The sequence below is a fragment of the Acinetobacter sp. LMB-5 genome (genome assembly GCF_001541635.1).
Lineage (GTDB): Bacteria > Pseudomonadota > Gammaproteobacteria > Pseudomonadales > Moraxellaceae > Acinetobacter > Acinetobacter pittii.
Map to the genome: position 1 here is coordinate 40,958 of NZ_LRDR01000003.1, position 18,810 is coordinate 59,767.

General features: G+C 37.9%; 20 protein-coding genes and 3 pseudogenes. 9 read left to right on the plus strand and 14 right to left on the minus strand.

Going from position 1 to position 18,810, the window contains the following annotated elements; genetic code table 11:
- Positions 1–90: 90 nt before the first annotated feature.
- Entirely contained in the window at positions 91–1,032 is a 942-nt protein-coding gene (locus AW165_RS03585) for a lipase family alpha/beta hydrolase (protein ID WP_081410529.1), read from the plus strand.
- A gap of 52 nt (positions 1,033–1,084) precedes the next feature.
- Here the strand turns inward: AW165_RS03585 and rplS are convergent, their stop codons facing one another.
- The 11 genes from rplS to AW165_RS03640 all read right to left on the minus strand — a co-directional run bounded on the left by rplS (position 1,085) and on the right by AW165_RS03640 (position 10,889).
- Positions 1,085–1,453, minus strand: coding sequence for a 50S ribosomal protein L19 (gene rplS / locus AW165_RS03590; RefSeq protein ID WP_002116654.1), 369 nt, complete (start codon positions 1,451–1,453; stop codon positions 1,085–1,087).
- A gap of 219 nt (positions 1,454–1,672) precedes the next feature.
- Complete coding sequence (trmD, locus tag AW165_RS03595; RefSeq protein ID WP_060464974.1) at positions 1,673–2,428, minus strand: tRNA (guanosine(37)-N1)-methyltransferase TrmD; 756 nt, start codon at positions 2,426–2,428, stop codon at positions 1,673–1,675.
- Positions 2,429–2,470: 42 nt separating this feature from the next.
- Positions 2,471–3,019 (minus strand): ribosome maturation factor RimM, encoded by a 549-nt coding sequence (rimM, locus tag AW165_RS03600; RefSeq protein ID WP_002116736.1) that lies wholly within the window; start codon positions 3,017–3,019, stop codon positions 2,471–2,473.
- Between the two features lie 19 nt (positions 3,020–3,038).
- Positions 3,039–3,290, minus strand: coding sequence for a 30S ribosomal protein S16 (rpsP, locus tag AW165_RS03605; RefSeq protein WP_000260334.1), 252 nt, complete (start codon positions 3,288–3,290; stop codon positions 3,039–3,041).
- A gap of 146 nt (positions 3,291–3,436) precedes the next feature.
- Positions 3,437–3,901, minus strand: coding sequence for a type IV pilin protein (locus AW165_RS03610; RefSeq protein WP_060464975.1), 465 nt, complete (start codon positions 3,899–3,901; stop codon positions 3,437–3,439).
- The gene (locus AW165_RS03615) at positions 3,895–4,371 is read right to left on the minus strand and encodes a type IV pilin protein (protein ID WP_060464976.1); all 477 of its coding nucleotides are present in this window, start codon (positions 4,369–4,371) and stop codon (positions 3,895–3,897) included. Before AW165_RS03615 ends, AW165_RS03610 begins: the two co-directional genes overlap by 7 nt.
- Before the next feature lie 13 nt (positions 4,372–4,384).
- Positions 4,385–8,110, minus strand: a complete 3,726-nt coding sequence (locus AW165_RS03620) for a PilC/PilY family type IV pilus protein (protein WP_060464977.1) — start codon at positions 8,108–8,110, stop codon at positions 4,385–4,387.
- 14 nt (positions 8,111–8,124) lie between these two features.
- Positions 8,125–8,907: a pilus assembly PilX family protein gene (locus tag AW165_RS03625; RefSeq protein WP_060464978.1), complete on the minus strand. Its 783-nt coding sequence runs from the start codon at positions 8,905–8,907 to the stop codon at positions 8,125–8,127.
- Positions 8,904–9,941, minus strand: coding sequence for a PilW family protein (locus AW165_RS03630; protein ID WP_060464979.1), 1,038 nt, complete (start codon positions 9,939–9,941; stop codon positions 8,904–8,906). Before AW165_RS03630 ends, AW165_RS03625 begins: the two co-directional genes overlap by 4 nt.
- A gap of 1 nt (position 9,942) precedes the next feature.
- Entirely contained in the window at positions 9,943–10,443 is a 501-nt protein-coding gene (pilV, locus tag AW165_RS03635) for a type IV pilus modification protein PilV (RefSeq protein WP_081309672.1), read from the minus strand.
- Positions 10,440–10,889, minus strand: a complete 450-nt coding sequence (locus AW165_RS03640; RefSeq protein WP_060464981.1) for a pilus assembly FimT family protein — start codon at positions 10,887–10,889, stop codon at positions 10,440–10,442. The genes pilV and AW165_RS03640 overlap by 4 nt, the downstream gene beginning before the upstream one ends.
- On the opposite strand from AW165_RS03640, the pseudogene AW165_RS20275 reads away from it, so the two are divergent.
- Positions 10,798–11,045, plus strand: a pseudogene (locus AW165_RS20275) (hypothetical protein); the annotation flags it as partial. The gene AW165_RS03640 and the pseudogene AW165_RS20275 sit on opposite strands and share 92 nt — an antisense overlap.
- Before the next feature lie 12 nt (positions 11,046–11,057).
- On the opposite strand, the gene ispH reads toward AW165_RS20275, so the two are convergent.
- On the minus strand, positions 11,058–12,008 hold the full coding sequence (ispH, locus tag AW165_RS03645) for a 4-hydroxy-3-methylbut-2-enyl diphosphate reductase (RefSeq protein WP_060464982.1): 951 nt from the start codon (positions 12,006–12,008) through the stop codon (positions 11,058–11,060).
- A gap of 122 nt (positions 12,009–12,130) precedes the next feature.
- Between ispH and gmk the strand changes: the two genes are divergently transcribed.
- The 5 genes and pseudogenes from gmk (at position 12,131) to AW165_RS03665 (ending at position 15,954) form a co-directional block, all read left to right on the plus strand.
- Positions 12,131–12,760 (plus strand): guanylate kinase, encoded by a 630-nt coding sequence (gene gmk, locus AW165_RS03650; RefSeq protein ID WP_002116973.1) that lies wholly within the window; start codon positions 12,131–12,133, stop codon positions 12,758–12,760.
- Positions 12,761–12,832: 72 nt separating this feature from the next.
- On the plus strand, positions 12,833–13,111 hold the full coding sequence (gene rpoZ, locus AW165_RS03655) for a DNA-directed RNA polymerase subunit omega (protein ID WP_002116990.1): 279 nt from the start codon (positions 12,833–12,835) through the stop codon (positions 13,109–13,111).
- Between the two features lie 38 nt (positions 13,112–13,149).
- Positions 13,150–13,305 (plus strand): annotated as a pseudogene (locus tag AW165_RS19620) (hypothetical protein).
- A 15-nt stretch (positions 13,306–13,320) separates the two neighbouring features.
- On the plus strand, positions 13,321–15,426 hold the full coding sequence (locus AW165_RS03660) for a RelA/SpoT family protein (protein ID WP_002116807.1): 2,106 nt from the start codon (positions 13,321–13,323) through the stop codon (positions 15,424–15,426).
- Positions 15,427–15,570: 144 nt separating this feature from the next.
- Positions 15,571–15,954 carry a RidA family protein gene (locus AW165_RS03665; protein WP_002116996.1) on the plus strand — a complete coding sequence of 128 codons (384 nt, stop codon included), beginning with the start codon at positions 15,571–15,573 and terminating at the stop codon, positions 15,952–15,954.
- Positions 15,955–15,993: 39 nt separating this feature from the next.
- Here AW165_RS03665 and AW165_RS20050 read toward each other — a convergent pair.
- Positions 15,994–16,071: pseudogene (locus AW165_RS20050) on the minus strand (hypothetical protein); the annotation flags it as partial.
- A 102-nt stretch (positions 16,072–16,173) separates the two neighbouring features.
- Between AW165_RS20050 and AW165_RS03670 the strand changes: the two are divergent.
- Positions 16,174–16,368 (plus strand): bacterioferritin-associated ferredoxin, encoded by a 195-nt coding sequence (locus AW165_RS03670; RefSeq protein WP_000289091.1) that lies wholly within the window; start codon positions 16,174–16,176, stop codon positions 16,366–16,368.
- Between the two features lie 242 nt (positions 16,369–16,610).
- Positions 16,611–17,075, plus strand: a complete 465-nt coding sequence (bfr, locus tag AW165_RS03675) for a heteropolymeric bacterioferritin subunit Bfr (RefSeq protein ID WP_005067113.1) — start codon at positions 16,611–16,613, stop codon at positions 17,073–17,075.
- 42 nt (positions 17,076–17,117) lie between these two features.
- Here bfr and AW165_RS03680 read toward each other — a convergent pair whose 3' ends face one another.
- Positions 17,118–18,746: a PglL family O-oligosaccharyltransferase gene (locus tag AW165_RS03680; protein ID WP_060464983.1), complete on the minus strand. Its 1,629-nt coding sequence runs from the start codon at positions 18,744–18,746 to the stop codon at positions 17,118–17,120.
- Positions 18,747–18,810 lie beyond the last annotated feature (64 nt).

Here is an 18,810-nt window from a genome sequence, read left to right on the forward strand (position 1 = left end):
ACAAGCACTAGCAGTAAGAAGCTGCTTTTCATACAAAATAAAAATAGTGAGTAAAAAATGAAAAGGAAGTTAACGTTTTTTTGCGCTGCAATGCTCTCAGGACTGAGTATTTCAGCGGCCCATGCCACAAATGCTGAACAAGTTAAAAACTCGTTCGTCTATTCATCTTATGCACAAACCAAATATCCACTAGTTTTTAACCACGGTATGGCAGGTTTTAACCGAGTTGGAACAGATACTCTTGGTCTCGATTACTGGTACCAAATCCTTCCGGATCTTGCTCGTAATGGAGGAAATGTCTGGGCCACCAGAGTGTCACCTTTTAACTCAACAGAAGTGCGTGGTGAACAACTTGCCCAGCAAGTAGAAGAAATTATTGCCATTACTGGTAAGCCTAAAGTCAACTTGATCGGTCATAGCCATGGGGGCCCGACAATTCGTTATGTGGCCGGTATCATGCCAGAGAAAGTTGCCTCACTCACTACAATTGGTGCGCCTCATAAGGGATCACCAATGGCAGATCTGATCCTGAACGTTGAGGGTACTCCTCTGTCTGGACTGGCAACGTTAGTAAACTGGTTTTCAGCAGCCATTACTTGGGCAGGAGGCCTAGACCCAACAAGCTATCCGCATGACTCTTTAGCAGGTGCTCATAGCTTATCAACTCAAGGTTCAGCTCAATTTAATGCTCAATTCCCTATGGGTGTACCAACTACTTCTTGTGGTGAAGGGACATACCAAGAGAAAGGTATTTATATGTATTCTTTCTCGGGGAATAAAGCGCTGACCAACCCATTAGATCCATTTGATATTGCGCTGACAGGCAGTAGTTTAGTGGTTGATCCATTTGGTGATAATGATGGACTTGTTTCCCGATGCAGTGCCAAATTTGGTAAAACAATTCGTGATGATTACAACTGGAATCATTTAGATGAAGTGAACCAAGTACTTGGTATACGTTCTATTTTCGCTTCCGATCCTGTATCAGTTTATCGTCAACACGCAAACCGTTTGAAACTTCAAGGACTATAGTTTTTAAACAAAAAAATGCGCCAAAAGGCGCATTTTTTTACTCGCTATAAGCTTACGCTTTACGAGCTGGTAATTTTTCACGAATACGTGCAGCTTTACCAGACAAGTCACGAAGGTAGTAAAGTTTAGCACGACGAACGTCACCACGACGTTTCACTTCGATTTTAGCAACAACTGGTGAGTGAGTTTGGAATACACGCTCAACACCAACACCGCTAGAAATTTTACGTACTGTGAACGCAGAGTTCAAACCACGGTTTTTCTTAGCGATTACAACACCTTCAAATGCTTGAAGACGTTCACGATCACCCTCTTTTACTTTTACTTGAACGATGACAGTATCACCAGGAGCAAAAGCAGGGATATCAGATTTTAACTGTGCATTTTCAACAGCTTGAACTAAAGGATGTTTACCACTCATTGTGGGAATCTCCAATATGTGCGGAGTCAGAAGAGGTCTGAATTTCCGCTGGGGATAGAGGCTAAAGCGCATATCAACCCGTTTATCTTTCCCTTTACGACAATATGTCTATAAAGAGCCTTTAAATTTACATAAAACTATTCATTAAATAGAATTATGCTTTAACTCGAAGCATTGCTTCTCGTCTTGTTGCAGAACTTTCGTTCTTGAGAATAACGATTAAGAGTTACCGTTATTCACTTGCGTATCTTTTAGCCATTTTTTTTGCTGCTTAGTCAACTCAACCTTTTCGACCAACTCTGGTCGGCGCTCTAGAGTTCTTTGATATCGCTGCAAAAAACGCCATTTTTCAATATTGCCATGATGTCCAGATTTTAATACCTCTGGCACATCCAGCCCTTCAAAATGGTCAGGCTTTGTATATTGTGGACAATCTAAAAGACCGTCAACAAAAGAATCTTGTACTGCTGATTGTTCATCTGACATTACATTCGGCAAACGGCGAATAATACTGTCAAGTAACACCATAGCGGGCAGTTCACCACCAGATAAAACATAATCACCAATTGACCATTCTTGATCAACATAATGCTGGATCAAACGTTCATCGACTCCTTCATAACGTCCACACAGTACAATTAAGCCGTCATAATCAACAAACTGCTGTACTGCCTGTTCATTTAAGGTTTTGCCTTGTGGGGACATATACACCACAGGAACATGAACACATCCTGCTTGTGAGGCAAGCTGTTTGGCATGTGCAATTGCTTTCGCCAAAGGCTCAGCCATCATCACCATACCTGGGCCGCCACCAAATGGACGTTCATCCACTCTTCTGTAGTTTCCCTCAGCAAAATCACGAGGATTAATACAAGTGACTTGTACAATATCTCGTTTTGCCGCGCGTCCGCTGATGCCGTAGGCTGTAATCGCTTCAAACATTTCAGGAAAAAGCGTAATGACTGCAAAAAACATCACAGACTCCTCTATTTTCCTGCTGTATTAATCCTAAAAGGATTAATAATCTACGCCCCAATTGACATAAATACGACCAGCTTCAAGATCAACACGTTGTACTACATCTTTATGCCAAGGAATCATGCGCTCTTCTGAATCAATGCTGTCTGGGGTAGCATGCACCACCATCACATCATTAGCTCCAGTTTCAAACAACTCATGAATTTTCCCTAAGTTTACTTCCTGTTCTTCTTCATCAAGACCTAATACAGTTAAGCCCTTTAAATCTGACCAGTAGTATTCATCTACATCTGCTTTTGGCAGTTGAGACTTAGCAATCCAGATATTAGCGCCAACCAAGCTTTCCGCCCCAGTGCGATCACTCACACCTTTCAACGCAACAACTAGGCCTTTGCCATGGGGTTTCCAACGTTTTACATCTATTGTTTGCCAACCGGCCTTGGTCTCAATGTACCAAGGCAGGTAGTCAAACATGTTGCTCATAGGTTCTGTATTTGAATACACCCAGAGCCACCCATTCAATCCATAAGCTGAACGTAACTGTCCAATCTGAATACGATCTTCGGGAACATTCTGTGTTGATGTCATGGGCTACCTACTACAAAAATTATGCAGTAGCTTTTTTAGCTTGAGCAGCTAAAGAAGCAACACGTTCAGAAGGTTGAGCACCTTGAGAAACCCAGTGAGCAAAACGGTCTGCATCTAAACGAAGTTTTTCTGCTTGACCTTGTGCAGTCGGGTTAAAGAAACCGATACGCTCGATGAAACGACCATCACGTGCATTGCGGCTGTCAGTCACAACGATTTGATAGAATGGACGTTTTTTTGCGCCGCCACGTGCTAAACGAATAACAACCATGATAAAAGCCTTATAATTCTTACGGATTATCCCTGCGCCGACCATCGGCAACACTTCAAACCCCTTTCATAGAGGGCGACATTCTACGTGATTTTCGCCCTGAAAGAAAGATTATTTTTTGAGTTATCCGCAGTTTTAAATTTAAATTAGCGACCATCCCAATTTGATGTTCCGGAAGGAACACAAGCGGTACCACTATTAATATCAGTCCCTTTTGTCCAGCAACGCTCACCACGATAATTTAAAACGATATCTCCATCACCCGACTGTGAAGTCTTTACAATTGGAGTCGCAGTTAACACCCATGTTTCAGCAGTTAAAGCACCAGAGGTAACAGGTGCCAAATCGACTGTATACAGAGGATTGCCCTGTACTGGATAAGATTCTGCTATATTGAAATCAGAACTTGTTGCACCCATTACTTTAAAATTTGCGATTTTGTAGCGTTGGATCTGCATAGCGATCTGTTGCAAAGTAGCTTGCATTTCCATACGTTTAGTACGACGAATATGCTCTTGATAAGAGGGATAAGCTATCGCTGCTAAAATCGCAATAATTGCTATAGCAATCATTAACTCAATTAAGGTAAAGCCTTTTGTTTTAATTACCATGACTCCCCTCCCGTACCACAAGTTGTATAAGTAACATTATCAGCAGCTTTATTCTTACAACGTAACCCGCTACTATTAAATAAAAAAGTAAAATTATAAGGATCGGAAGCCTCTGCCCGAATAACCCAATTTTGCCCTAAAACCGAAGTATCCATTAAAGTTTTCGTCGTATCGTCACCATCTCTTACCGTTATTTGATATTTAATAGCGCTACCAATCGCTCCAACAGGTAAAATTACTGGTGCGGTAGCACCAGTAGAAAAACCTCTATAATTAAAATTTCTAGATTTCTGACGCGCGAGTTGCATGGCGATTTGTTGAATTTTTTGTTCTGCACGCGAAGCATCAGCACGCAGAACATATGCTTGATATGAGGGCAATGCAATTGCAGCAAAAATAGCAACAATCACTACTACAACCATTAGTTCAATAAGAGTAAAGCCGAAAGAATATGTGAATTTACTTTTCATCACCCATTCCTTCTTAACGGACATACCAGCGCTGTGGTATTAAACACATTTTACTACTATTCGAGGCAATAATACCGCCAATAGTCGTGACACCACGATTACCCATATTTACACAATAATTTTTATTGTTAGTACTATTAAGATTTTCAGGAGGGGGAGGATCATCATCATTATTATTCTGATTCTCTTTGCCATCATCTACTACTGTAGTACCCTGAATACCAGAACCTTGTGAACAATCTGCACCTGGCGCACATTCCACATGACTATTTTCAGCTGTTAGAATAGATTGACTACATTGTCCAAAAGGCATACAGAACTGCGTTAAAAAGCTTTCTCCCTTTACCCCTGCTCCACAATCACCAGATAAACCATCTTTACTTCCATCAAACGTTGAAACAAATAAACGATGATTTAGAACAATTGGTGTAAAAAATACTTTTGTTTGGCTACCGTTATAACGATAAAACCATCCACGTTTAGAGGAAAGTAAAGCTATTGCGCCTGCATCATATGTATTCCAATTATCATTAGTAATTTCACCAAGCTGACTAGTACTAATTACAGTTGAATCTTGATATTCATAATTTGATTGATATAAATTTCTCGCTGCCACATCCCGATCATAGATATTGTATACAGCATCATAGTTGCCTGAAGTTTTAGATGCCAAAGGAGTGCTACGATCTCCACTACCAATTGAAATAACAGCAAATGTTACTCCATTATAATCGTAAATAGAAAAAGCTGGCATTTCATAAAAACGAGGACCAGTCCCACCATTATGTAAATTCAATAATAATTTTGGCAGCTTGGCAAAGCTTGAATTTGTTGCAGCAGCATTATCTAAATCGATACGGAATAGTTGTCCACCTAAATCGCCAAAATAAAGATGATCTACTAAACCATCACCATTTCTGTCTTCTGTCCGGATTTCACTTACAACACTATATTGCAAGTTAGGAGAATACATTTTTTCCACACCTGATGATGCAGTTACACTATTAGTATTGGCACTTGCCCACCATAATAATTTACCATTATCCGCATCAAACATATATATGCCTGCGCCTTTGCTAATAGAGGGGTTATATGTCTCACTTTCATAACCTTCATCATAACCACCACCTACGAACATTACGCGCTTCCGTTTCGTTTGTAATATTCCTTGACTATTCTTTTCTTTCCAATTTACCCATGCGATAGCAGGTTTTGACCAACTTTGCCCCATATATTGTAATTCTGGATAGCTAATAGTTGTGCCATTCGAATAAACTTTCTGATCTTTAGGAGAAATTTGAAACATAAGTTTTGGATTACTCATATCTTGCAAATTGAGTGCATAATAACTACGCCCCCCCATTCGCACCCCCCCATAAACCATCTGTTTACCTGTCTCAGACTGATAACCTGCTCCAACAGTTAACCCTTCTCGACTACTATCTAATACATATTCAGTATAACTAGTCCACGGCGCATCGATACCATAATAAAGGCTGTCAATCCCACCATCGGTAACATCATTTTTGAGAAATGCAGCAGGTTGATTTTCAATCATTTCATTTGGCACGAAGGTAAAAACCTCTTTTCCACCGTCACTATCTAAATCATTTTTTCCAGCTTTTACTACATGTAATAAACCTTGTGTTGTGCCAAAGAGCACATAATCTTCCCTATCCGTAGTATCAATTTTACCGTTAAGGTAAGTAATTTTACCGCTATTTGTAAGTAGTAATGGTGAAGAATGCATCACAGCACCAATCTGGCGAAGCTCTGTAGTCATCGCACTTAATGAAGTCAAGGTAATATTAGCGGGATTCTCAGCATCTACCTTAGTAACTGGATACCCCAACAACGCCATTAAATAGCCCCTATAACTATCAGTTTGATAATCTCCAGCGAGTAAACTAGCTCGAGAGATTTTCTTTAAATCACCACTACTATTATCAAATGTCTTTGTTGAACTGTTATAAACACGATTAGTTACTAATTTACGTTGCGAATCTGAATTATCGCTATTCATTTTTAATAAGAGCTTTGACCAAGCTCCGCCTTTTAAGGCAAATTTTTCACTTCCACTAGTACTATCATCAGCATTAATATTAGTACTAGTGACAGCCTCTGACCAAAGATCATAATTAGCTCTAATAGTACCTGTACTTTCAATAATATTGGTTCCATCCCTATCTTTTAACACACCATTAACAACATTATACTTTTTCAGGTTACCTGCCCAAAGTTGAAATTTCTTATCTGGTGTAGGCTGAAATTGGGGGAAATATGCTTCTTTTTGCAATACTGCCGGATTTAAACTATCTTTAGGAATTGTAGGTGAACCTGTTGTTACTGCAGGGATATCACTAGATAAGATTTTAATAAAGTTATTTACACTGTTAACGACATCTTGCGAGCTAGAACCAGAGTACCATCCTCCCTGTCCATAAATTCCCCACGCAGCAGCTTTCTTAACATCGCTATTGAATAAGGCAGATGTAATATCACTTATTCTAGTTTTATAATTCGCTGTGTTAGTGCCAAAAAGCATCTTATTTAAGTTCAATAAGCGATTAGCTTCTACAGAAAGATCTGTTCCATCATATGAAGTCATATTATTATAATCATTACCAAAACCCACTACAGCAGTTCTAATCTTTAATCCCAGTGGATTCATTGGCGTATTTGAAACATTTCCTGCTGTAGTATTATTTAATAGTAGCTGTGAAAAATCACTAATACATTCCCAAGCACTCTGTGATGAATAACTAGCATTCGCAGCATTAAATAGTGTGCCTGAACAAGTTAAAGCACTACTATAACCACTAGTCAAAGCTGTTTTCATTAATTCTTTTGCAGTTGTCACACTAGAACCATTGGGTTCACCATCTGTCAACATATAAATACCTTGCGCACTACAAGATTTATTTGTATTAGTACCAGTATTATTTACCTGTGCTCGAATAGGCCCGGGCATCTCATATAAAGTTTTATCAATAATTTTAGTATTATCTGCTGAATAAGCAAAACCACTACCAGTTGAACTAACCGATTTATAATAATAGGTTGTTACTTTAGAACGGCCACTTCCTGTTTGCATATAATAATAAACCGTCCCATTAGACGGGGAAGACGTGGAATAGTTAGATATACTAGGTGTTGTTGTTAAAAGAGATTGACAATCATATTGGTTGGTAGAACCACTACTACCACAGCCATACCATTTAACCGTTCCAGTTATTTTTCCCATCATGTAAGCAGCAACCTCAGCATAAGCATTAGCTGTAGGAGTACTACCCGTTCCTTTAAAATCTGCTACAGCCTTTAATAAAGCGTCACGTTGAGTAGCATAGGAAATACCCTTATAAATAACATTGGGTGTATTTAAAGGTTGAGCTGGTAAAATAATATAACCAGCTGAGCTATTATAAAAACTAGATAGACCGATTACTTTATCATCTGATAATTTAGTGACTGTATTGCTTCCTTGTAATAAGTCCACCATAGCATTTTGAACTCGTTGTAAACGAGTATAACTTGTACCATCATAACTATTGGAGTCAGTCATACTCCCTGACGTATCAATCATAAGTGTCAGGGTAATATTACCAGCTGTCGCTGCCTGATAAATTTTAATATCGCTAGCCTGACTTACGCTACTCGCTACTAATCCAGTGCATAAAGCGGCTACTGCACTTGTTAGAAGCTTTGAATGATATAAAAGTTTTAAGCCTTTCTTATCCATTATTATTTCCCCAATTAATTAAAATCTTGTGCAATAGTGTATTCAGTGACGTTCGTAGTGAATGGAACATTTAAGCTGGTTAAGCACTCTGCTACTGACTTTAGAGGATTATCTAAGTCGGATTTATTAGTAACATCTGGTGCTGCCGTTCCATCTGGGAGTGTCACTTCACTCATGTGTTGTTGTAAACACTTGTTAATATCAACCTGATTAACACTACTTAAACTTGGCATTAATGACACAGCAAAGATCTTGACTCGTTTGGCTTCCTGAACTTGTCCTTCTTTTTCATCAAGGCCACGAGTTTGAGCATAAAATGGATCATCCTCTCCAATAGTCGAAAATTTAATAGCAACCTGAGTCATGACTGCTTTACGACCACTTGTAAACCAGTTCTTGGTTGTATCGACTGCATCACAATATCCATCTGTACCTAAAGCATTATTAGTAGGTGTACTATTTCCATCTACCCACTGCATTAAACTGGCACGCCCAATATTAAAAAAGTCGCGTTGATCTCCACGATAACAAAAGACTAATTCTTTATTTTTGTCATTTTCATTGCTGATATAACCAAAAAGACCTGTCGCACTTAAGCTCTGAATTAGGTTAGTTGGATTCTCTATCTGAAAAAAAGAAGCATCCGAATTTTGCAATATCAATTGTTGTACTTGACTATTTGTCGCTATATTTAGATTAATCAAACCTTTACGAATTGCTATTGTGCCAATAATCATAATTGCGACTAAAAAAATTAGTACCATAATTAATGCCGAGCCACTCTGCTTCAGTTTCATTCACCACGCTCCCCAATTACATTACGCAAGGCAATAGTTTGTGATATCACTTGACGTACATATTTCTTGGTCGAATTCTCAGGCTTTTTTACTGTGATAGTTTGATCTAATACTGAAAATTGCTGGTCATCTTTAATTGCTACTTCTGCACTTACAGGTTGCAATGAGCGGGTTAATAATCCAATTTGTACAGAAACAATACGTGGACGGGGAGCTGTCAAATTCAAATAATCATGTATTGAAATATAACGTCGTCCAGTTCCCCCTTGAACATTAAGTAAAACCCGAAGATAATCCACACGTTTCATTACGATTTCACCTGCATCCCCATAACGAGTTATAGCAGTTGGATTACCGGTTAATGAGTAATAACCAGCATCACAAGCAAGTGCCAAGGGTTGATTAGGCTCATCAATATTATTTTTGGCGTCTTTACGTAAAAAATAACGCTGAACAACAACTTGACGACCACTAGCAAGAGGAAAATTCAGATTATTTCCTTCACAATCTATACCACCTTTATATTCATCATCATTTTGAGTTGTTGTACCTTTGGTATCAACTATATATTGCGGTATATATTGAATAACGAGTTGGTCACTAGTGATATCACTTCCATTACTTTGGGTATTTGATGCTCCAGTCCAAGCGTTACCACTACCGACACTATCCCCGTTACTTCTTGAAAGTAAATTAGTATTAGCAGTTACACCAACAATAGTTTTATAAAGATTGCTAAGTGGTTCATTAGCCGCATCTTTAGCTGAATTAATTGCGGAGGTTAAGACAATACCACCATAAGCAGTTTGGTCATTAATAACTGCTTTGGGATTATTTAAGTTGGCAAGACGAATATCTTGCGTTAAATAATTAAGACCAAAATTAGCATTATCCTGTACATCAGAAACACCTAGTTGCATAGATAAACTTTTTTGGCTTGTTAAAAATAATAGTATGGCCGCTGCACTAATTATAAGCCCCAGGGCTAAAGAAAGCATGAGTTCAATTAATGTAAAACCTTGATTTTTTATCATTTTAATAGGTCTCCATAATCACACAAGTTGAATTATCGCTATACGAAGTATCTTGAGTACAATCTCCCGGACTAGTGCCATTTGTTGCACTCGTATCGCCCCATGCAATATAAACACATTGACGATTATTAGTTTTTGGACAAGCAACCATATTCACAGTCATGCCTACAGAAGACGCACTTTTAACAACCTGTGCAACATCGAAATCTGCTAAATCTGTATCACTACAATTGTCCTGAAAGCAATTTTTAATAAAGTCTTTTTGCTTAGCAGGATCTTGAAGTTGCTGGTTATAAATAGATAAAGAATTACGATTAACTCTAATCCGTTCGGCTATATCCCGAGCGATCGTAATTGCTTGTACACGTGATGTGCTCTCTGCACTTGCTTCCAAAGCTCTATATTGCAAAGCAATAAATCCTAAAATCCCAATCGCCAAAATCAGTAAAGCAACTAGAATCTCAATCATCCCCATACCCTGTTGATACTTAATATTCTTCATGAACATGTTCCCATCATGGTTAACTGAATTACCCCCATTCTTGAAACACTAATAATTTTTGATTTATCACCACCTGCTTTATTACAAATTTCAAATGTAGTATCTCCGGTTGCATCTTTTACTAAACCAGACATCAAAAATATTAAAGAGGTATTAGATCCCGTCCTTAATTGAGCTTTCCCACTTGGCATCCAATTGATTTGATTATTAGTATCCGCAGTATAAGTAGAGTTTAATTGCACTTTTATTTGTCTACGCTCTAATACAGCTTTCATACGAGCTTGATCTATACTTGAAATTAGATCTTCCGTACTTTTATTCAAGTTTTGGTTAATCAACATATCCCCAAATAGTGGTGCAGCCATCATCGCGATAATAGCCATGACCGCAATCGTCACCATAAGCTCAACCAAGGTGAACCCGTCTTGCGGAATAATTCCCCTCATTCCCAGAACCCCAAATAACTTAAAAATTTTTATTTATTGTTTAAATTTTACGCCTTATGTTTACAAAACAAATACAAAGCAGATAAAGGGTATAAAAAAACAGATAACTGTCATATCAACAATTATCTGTTTAACTTTTTAAAATCAGTATGTTAAATAAATCACACTTTACGCTTGAGTCACATGAATACGTAATTCCTTAGGAAGACTAAAAGTTATGTTCTCTTCACGCCCATCTAATTCTTTCGGTGCTTGAGCACCCCAATCTTGTAAACGTTGAATCACTTGCTTAATTAGAATTTCTGGTGCAGAGGCACCAGCGGTAACACCAATTTTACACGTCTCATTGAACCATGTTTGCTCTAACTGATCAGCATTATCTACAAGGTAAGCGGCTTTACCCATACGTTCTGCAAGCTCACGTAATCGATTTGAATTTGATGAGTTAGGTGAACCTACAACTAAAACCACATCACACTTTTCAGCTAAATCACGCACAGCATCTTGTCTGTTTTGAGTTGCGTAGCAAATGTCATCTTTACGTGGGCCCTGAATATGCGGAAATTTTGCACGTAAAGCATCAATAACTTTAGCTGTATCATCAATAGATAGCGTTGTTTGAGTTACAAATGCAAGTTTTTCAGGATGTCGAACGGTAAGTGCAGCAACATCAGCTTCATCTTCAACCAAATAAATATCGCCGCCTTTTAATTTGTCATATTGCCCCATTGTGCCTTCGACTTCTGGGTGTCCTTCATGACCAATTAAAATAGCTTCTGTCCCTTCACGCGCATATTTAGTCACTTCAATATGAACTTTAGTCACTAAAGGACAAGTTGCATCGAAAACTTTTAAACCTCGACGCTCTGCTTCTTGCTGAACTGCTTTTGAAACACCGTGCGCACTAAAAATTACAATTGAGTCATCTGGAACCTGATCTAGTTCATCAACAAAAACGGCCCCTCTTTGACGCAAGTCATCTACCACAAATTTATTGTGTACAACTTCATGACGTACATAAATAGGAGGATTGAAACATTCTAAAGCCCGATTGACGATTGCTATGGCTCGATCAACACCGGCACAAAAACCACGCGGATTAGCTAACACAATTTCCATAACAGCCTCAAAATTAATAAAACAGGGGAATTTCTCTTGAATATTTGCAATTAAAACTATTCAGTTTAAACGCACGGTACACTACAATAGCGAAGATATTTTATCATATCAGGAAAAATATCATGTCGGGTCTATTGTTTGTCGTTTCTGCTGCATCAGGAACGGGCAAAACATCTTTGGTGAAAGCCCTGCTTGACCGTGTGAGCAATTTACATGTTTCAGTCTCGCATACAACCCGAGGTCAACGTCCCGGTGAGTTAGATGGTGTTCACTATCACTTCACTACAAAAGATGAATTTCTAGACCAAGTCAACCATGATGGCTTTATCGAATACGCTGAAGTATTTGGTAACTACTATGGCACTTCTCAAGCTACGGTAAAACAACAGTTAGCTCAAGGACACGATGTCTTACTTGAAATTGATTGGCAAGGTGCAGAACAAGTCCGCAAGCTTTTCCCTGAATCCAAGCAAATATTTATTTTACCTCCAACTCAATTTGATCTACGTCAGCGTTTATCTAATCGCGGCACTGACTCAGTTGAAGTCATTGAGCATCGTTTAAGCTGTGCAGTAGAAGATATGCAGCACTACACGAACTTTGATTACATCATTATTAATGATGATTTTAATAAAGCCTTACATGAGCTTGAAGCTGTGATTACAGCGAACCGTTTGGTGCTATCTCAGCAAGCAAAACGTCATCAAACTTTAATTCAGGACTTGATTACTCCTCAACCAAAACAGGAATAACTTGAGTCTAGATCGAAAGCCTTTTATACTATTTAGTCTGTTCAAATTCACCATTCCAAAACGAGAACTTTTATGGCACGCGTCACCGTTGAAGATTGTTTAGATCATGTAGACAACCGTTTTGAGCTTGTGCTCGTTGCAAGTAAACGTGCTCGTCAATTGGCACGTCAAGGCATGGAGCCAACTGTAGAATGGGATAATGACAAACCGACTGTAGTTTCTTTGCGCGAAATCGCGGCAGGGCACGTTACGAAAGAAATTCTTAAACAACGTGAGCAAGATTACCAAACTTCTAGTCTTGATCTTGCCCTTTCTACAAACAGCTTGAATTTAGAAGGTTTTTCTTTCTAATTCACTCTGTTTCATAAAAAAACCATCGTTTTTCTGCGATGGTTTTTTATTTGGCTTTGTCCCATATTTAAACATATTGAGAAAAGCAATTATTTTCATTGAAAAAAAAATACACTTTTTCAAATGAAAAAATTGACAAGTTCCGCAATATGCTTTTCATTAAGAAGCAGATAGATTTAGTTTTTCAGCAATAGGAAAAAGGGTGATTTATGCCAGGCGAAGAGGTCAGCCAAGCCAAGCAACAGCTCAAATTAATTATCGACCCTTACTTATCGGTAAGCGAAGTCGAAAAAGTGCTTGCTGCCTGCGATTTTGCCGATCTAGCGCATACTGGCATTACGCGTAAAAGTGGCGAACCCTATATTCTACATCCGATTGCTGTAAGCTGTATTCTTGCAAACATGCGTTTAGATGCTGAAACTTTAATGGCTGCACTTTTGCATGATGTTATTGAAGATACTCAATATACAAAAGAAGATATTATTGAGAAATTTGGCCTAACAGTTGCAGAGCTAGTCGATGGTGTAACCAAACTTAGCCAATCAAGCGATAAAGAATATAACAAGGCAGCTTCATTCCGAAAAATCTTGCAAGCCACCTTACAAGATCCACGCGTCATCATTATTAAATTAGCAGATCGCTATCATAATATGACAACTCTAGGTGCTTTACGTCCAGATAAACGTGCCCGCATTGCTCAAGAAACTTTTGATATATTTGTACCGATGGCGAGATTAGTCGGCATGAATGAAATGGGCGATAATCTAGAGAATCTCTGTTATCAAAACCTTGATCTAGATATGTTTGATAACGTCCAAAATGCTTTGCTTCAAACAAAGCCAGAACGCTGTAAATATCAAAGTATTTGGGAACAAAACCTCGCAGAACTTCTGCATAATTATCATATTCAAGGCCGTATTAAAAAGAAAAATAACAATATCGAATTATTACGCCATTTCGTTAAAAACGAGATGGATCTCCAAGAACTTACTCATAGTCATGCTTTTGAAATTGTTCTACAAAGCATTGCCGACTGTGACCGCTTAGAAGAAGCATTAAGAGAAAACTTTCAGGTTATCCAGTACCAAGACCACATTCGTCGCCCATTACCCGGCGGTAATCAGTCTTTACTGATAAAGCTTAAAGGCGAAAAAACAACACTATCACTTACCATTCAAACCGAGCTCATGCGTAAAGCTGCCCGTTTTGGGGTAGTATTAGGCGAAAATGCGCCGCAAACTTGCCGTTCTGCCATTCAGGCTTCAATGCAGAACTTAAATACATTGATTGACGGCGAATGCGCTAAAACAACTTTTAATGATTTGCTTGATTATCTACACCAAGAAAAAATCTGGGTATATACGCCCCATGGTCAACTGCATGAGCTACCGCAAGGCGCTACCGTAGTTGATTTTGCTTATTCAGCAAGCTTATTTTTAGGTAACCATGCGGTTGGTGCAAAAGTCGATGGAGAGATTAAACCACTCTCTACACCATTAGTTAGCGGTCAGGTTATCGAGATTATTACGGATGTTTTAGCAACACCAAACCCAGACTGGCTAAGCTTTATTAATACGCAAAAAGCGCGTCGTGCATTACAGCATGTGCTTAAAGATCAAGATATCGAAGAACAACGTCTTGTTGGTGCACAAGCACTTTCTCGTGCACTAAAACTTTTTAATCGTTCAATCAATGATCTTTCTGAAGCGGACTGGTTAGATCTATTGCAATGGCGTCACATCGATAATAAAAATACATTGTTTGAACAAATTGCAGTTGGCGATTTACTACCTCAACTTGTAGCAAACCACCTGTTTGCTCATGATAAACATCCGCAAGTGGAAAACTCAGATCGACTTATTCAAAGCACGGAAGGGGTCGATGTTAAATATGCACACTGCTGCAACCCTATTCTAGGCGATCCAATTCAAGGACATTTAACGCGTCGCGGGTTAATTGTGCATCGAATTCGCTGTCATAACTTATTACATGAACAACATCTACATCCTGAAAATATCATGCCGCTTCAATGGAAAGCAGATGATGTAGATGATGTACGTTTTACAGCCTACCTCGCTATTTATATGGCAATGAATGATGAACAGGTATCAGACCTAATCTATCAATGTCGTAAAAATAACGCTGGGGTAGAGATGGTTCACTCAAATGAGCAAAGAACTTTTGTGAATATTGTAGTGAATAACCGTAAACATATTGCAAAAGTCATTCGTGATTTACGCATGCACTATGGTTTCCCACGGATTGAACGTTTAGACGCTCCTGCTCCACAAATGGAAATTTCAAAAGTAAGCTAAATTTCTAGAGAGACAATTGACTAGATTTATGTTTCCTTAACAAAATCAAACTTTCCAAATTCACTTAATCAATTAAATCGATGATACTTTTGTCCAAAGCTATCATCGATTATGATGGAAATAGATTTAATCAAGGAGAACCAAATGTCCCGCCAAGTCATTCATACTGAAAATGCCCCTGCTGCTATCGGCACATACTCTCAAGCTATTTTAGTAGACAATACGCTATATCTTTCAGGGCAAATTGGTTTAGACCCATACAGTATGGAACTTGTAGAAGGTATCGAAGCTCAAATTCGCCGTGTATTTGATAATTTAAAAGCAGTTTGTGAAGCTGCTGGTGGTTCACTTGCAGATATTGCTAAGCTCAATATTTTTTTAACAGATCTATCAAATTTCCAACTCGTAAACCAAATTATGGGTGAATATTTTGCTCAACCCTACCCTGCACGTGCAGCTCTTGGTGTAGCGAGCTTACCAAAAGGTGCATTAGTGGAAATGGACGGAATTGTAATTATTAATCAATAAGATATAAAAATTAAAATATCTAAATTTCACTATTTAGTTTTTTAAAACACGAACCACCTTTGCATAAAAATCTAAATTCTTCTTGGATTTCCACTTAGGTGGTCTTTTTTTATTCAAAATCCCAATAATGATAAATGAGATTTTAAATGAATTTCATTGACAAACGATAATAATTATCAATAATATCAATTATCGCATTTATATTTGGGGATCACTCCCATGTACGTTTGCTTGTGTCGTGGCATTACCGATCAGGATATTAAAGACGCTATTGAAAATGGCGCTGAAAGCTATCGTGAAATTCGCGACTTGCTTGATCTTGGTACGTGCTGTGGACGCTGTGCACCAGAAGCTCGCGCTATCATTAGCGAAGAATTAGCAGAAATCGCTGCTCGCATTTCTGTGGCTGCATAATAAAAATTAATATCTAACAAAATTTATTGACTCCTCCACCGCTTTTTGCTGAACCTTTATAGTTCCTCATTCAAGCGGTTTTTTTGACATAAAAACATCCTTTCTAATATTGTGTTGTTTTTGATTGCGATTTTCATTTGCTGTTCCATAAATTACTCGCCATCTCCATGATTGTTCACTAAAATGGATTTATAGATTGCCTTAATTAAGTTTGAGGCAGAAATTGTTTTGGAGTAGCTACAATGAAAGGCAATCGTGATGTCATTAATCAGCTCAATCAAGTGCTGTATCATCATTTAACTGCAATTAATCAATACTTTTTACATTCGCGCATGTTTAATGACTGGGGAATCGAGCAGCTTGGCTCTGCTGAATATAAAGAATCAATTCGTCAAATGAAACATGCAGATAAAATCATTGAACGTATTTTATTTTTAGAAGGACTACCTAACCTTCAACATTTAGGCAAGCTTTATATTGGTCAACACACAGAAGAAGTTCTGCACTGTGACATTCGTAAAGTAAAAGAGAATATAGAAGCAATTCAAAAAGCGGTTGCTCTAGCTGAAACAGAGCAAGATTATGTCACTCGTGACCTTGTTCAAGAAATTTTAGAAAAAGAAGAAGAATACTGGGACTGGTTAGATACCCAAATTGATCTTATTGGCAATGTTGGTATTGAAAATTATATCCAGAGCCAAATGTAATTTCTCATAAAAAATCCCCTTATACTTAAGGGGATTTTTTTATTACTTCTCTTTTAGTAATTCCGATAGCGTTATTTTCTGTCTATAAAGATGTTGTAAAATTAATATCTGCTGTTGTGCTTGCTCCACTTTGCCATTGTAAGCCAACAATTTTGCGTATTTACGTAAGTTGTATGGAGTTGCTTTATTCTTTACTAAATTTCCCCATTCCACTAAATCATTCTCAGATAAGGTAGTTCTAGGATTAAGTTCAATCCATTTTAAACGCTGCTCAAACTGTGTTAAAACAAAAATTTTACCACTTCCCATAAATTCAGCGTTTGGGCGCTTATTATTAAAAAGCAAATTACTATTCAGAACATAGACATTGTAATCACGCAGAATTGTAATAATGAGCAGCAAGCCTACAACCCATGTTAAACGAAGAAGATGTTTACTGAGGACAATTTCTTTAAGCACAGGAATCTGAGCTTGCACTATACCAAGAAGGAATCCACTGGTAAGCAAGAAATAAGCGTAGCGCTGGGGAAACTCAAACATAGCATGAATAAGTACCGCACATACCATCATAATCGCTATAATTGAGATAGTATTTTTAGCCTGTTGATTTAACCAAATAAACCAAAAAACAAAGTAAGTAATGATTACAGCGCCTAATGGGATACCATTCCAGATGATGATATCCAGTAGCACATTATGAGCACTATTAAACCATACATGCACTGTCCCATATTGGATACTATCAACTACAGCAACGCTAGTTTGACTCCATCCATACCCTAACCATGGCTGTTGAGCTATAGCATGTAATATTTGTATCCACATCCCTATACGCTCATGCCCCGACCCCGCACGCGCGACAAACGAACTTGTTTCAGTAATTTCTGTATTTGTAGAGAATTCAATAAATTGAGTAATATAAGGTAAGATTAGCCCCGCAATTAGAAAAAAAGCTAAGCACCATAAGAAGCCTTGAGTAAATCCAAATCTTTTTTGCTTTTTAAATTGCTTAACCACCCAGTAGATGAATAGGAATGGAAAAACGATCCATGAAGTTCGAGACTGACTCAATGCAATGGTAAATAAAATAATCAATGCTGAAGGCAATAATAACCACAATGTTACTTTATTTTTTTCATATAAATATAAACATCCTAACAACCCAATAATTAAGAATGTCGCCATGTTGTTGGGTTGACCAAAATTACCGTAAGGACGATTACCAATTAGATGAAGTGTATAAATTAAATGTGATTCAATATTCAGCCACTGGAAAATTGCTATAAGACTAGTTAATAGCGATGTAATAATTACTAGTAAGCTAAAACCTGAAAAAATTTGATCTCTCTTTTTTTGATCTAAAGATAGGTTATAGCCAGCCAAGACCATAAACCAAAAACCTAATAAGTAAAATGTACTTAATAAAGCCGTACTTAAATCAAAAACTAAACCAAAGCCCCACTGGACAATAGGAATTAAAGTAAATGGCAGCAACAATAGTTGTGCTCTAGGAATTTTAATATTTTGTTGAATTAGAGCCGCCAATACACATAACCCGGCCCCAAAAGTACTGACTTCACTTGAGAACATCACCCAAGGGCTATAATGAAATGGAGACAACCATGCAAAACTCAACAGGATTGCAGCGAGGAATAGGAAGAATACTTGCATAGTAAAAGGTTAAAGGCCAAAACTTGGGAGAATTATACATGGAAGAGGATGATAAGAATTAAGT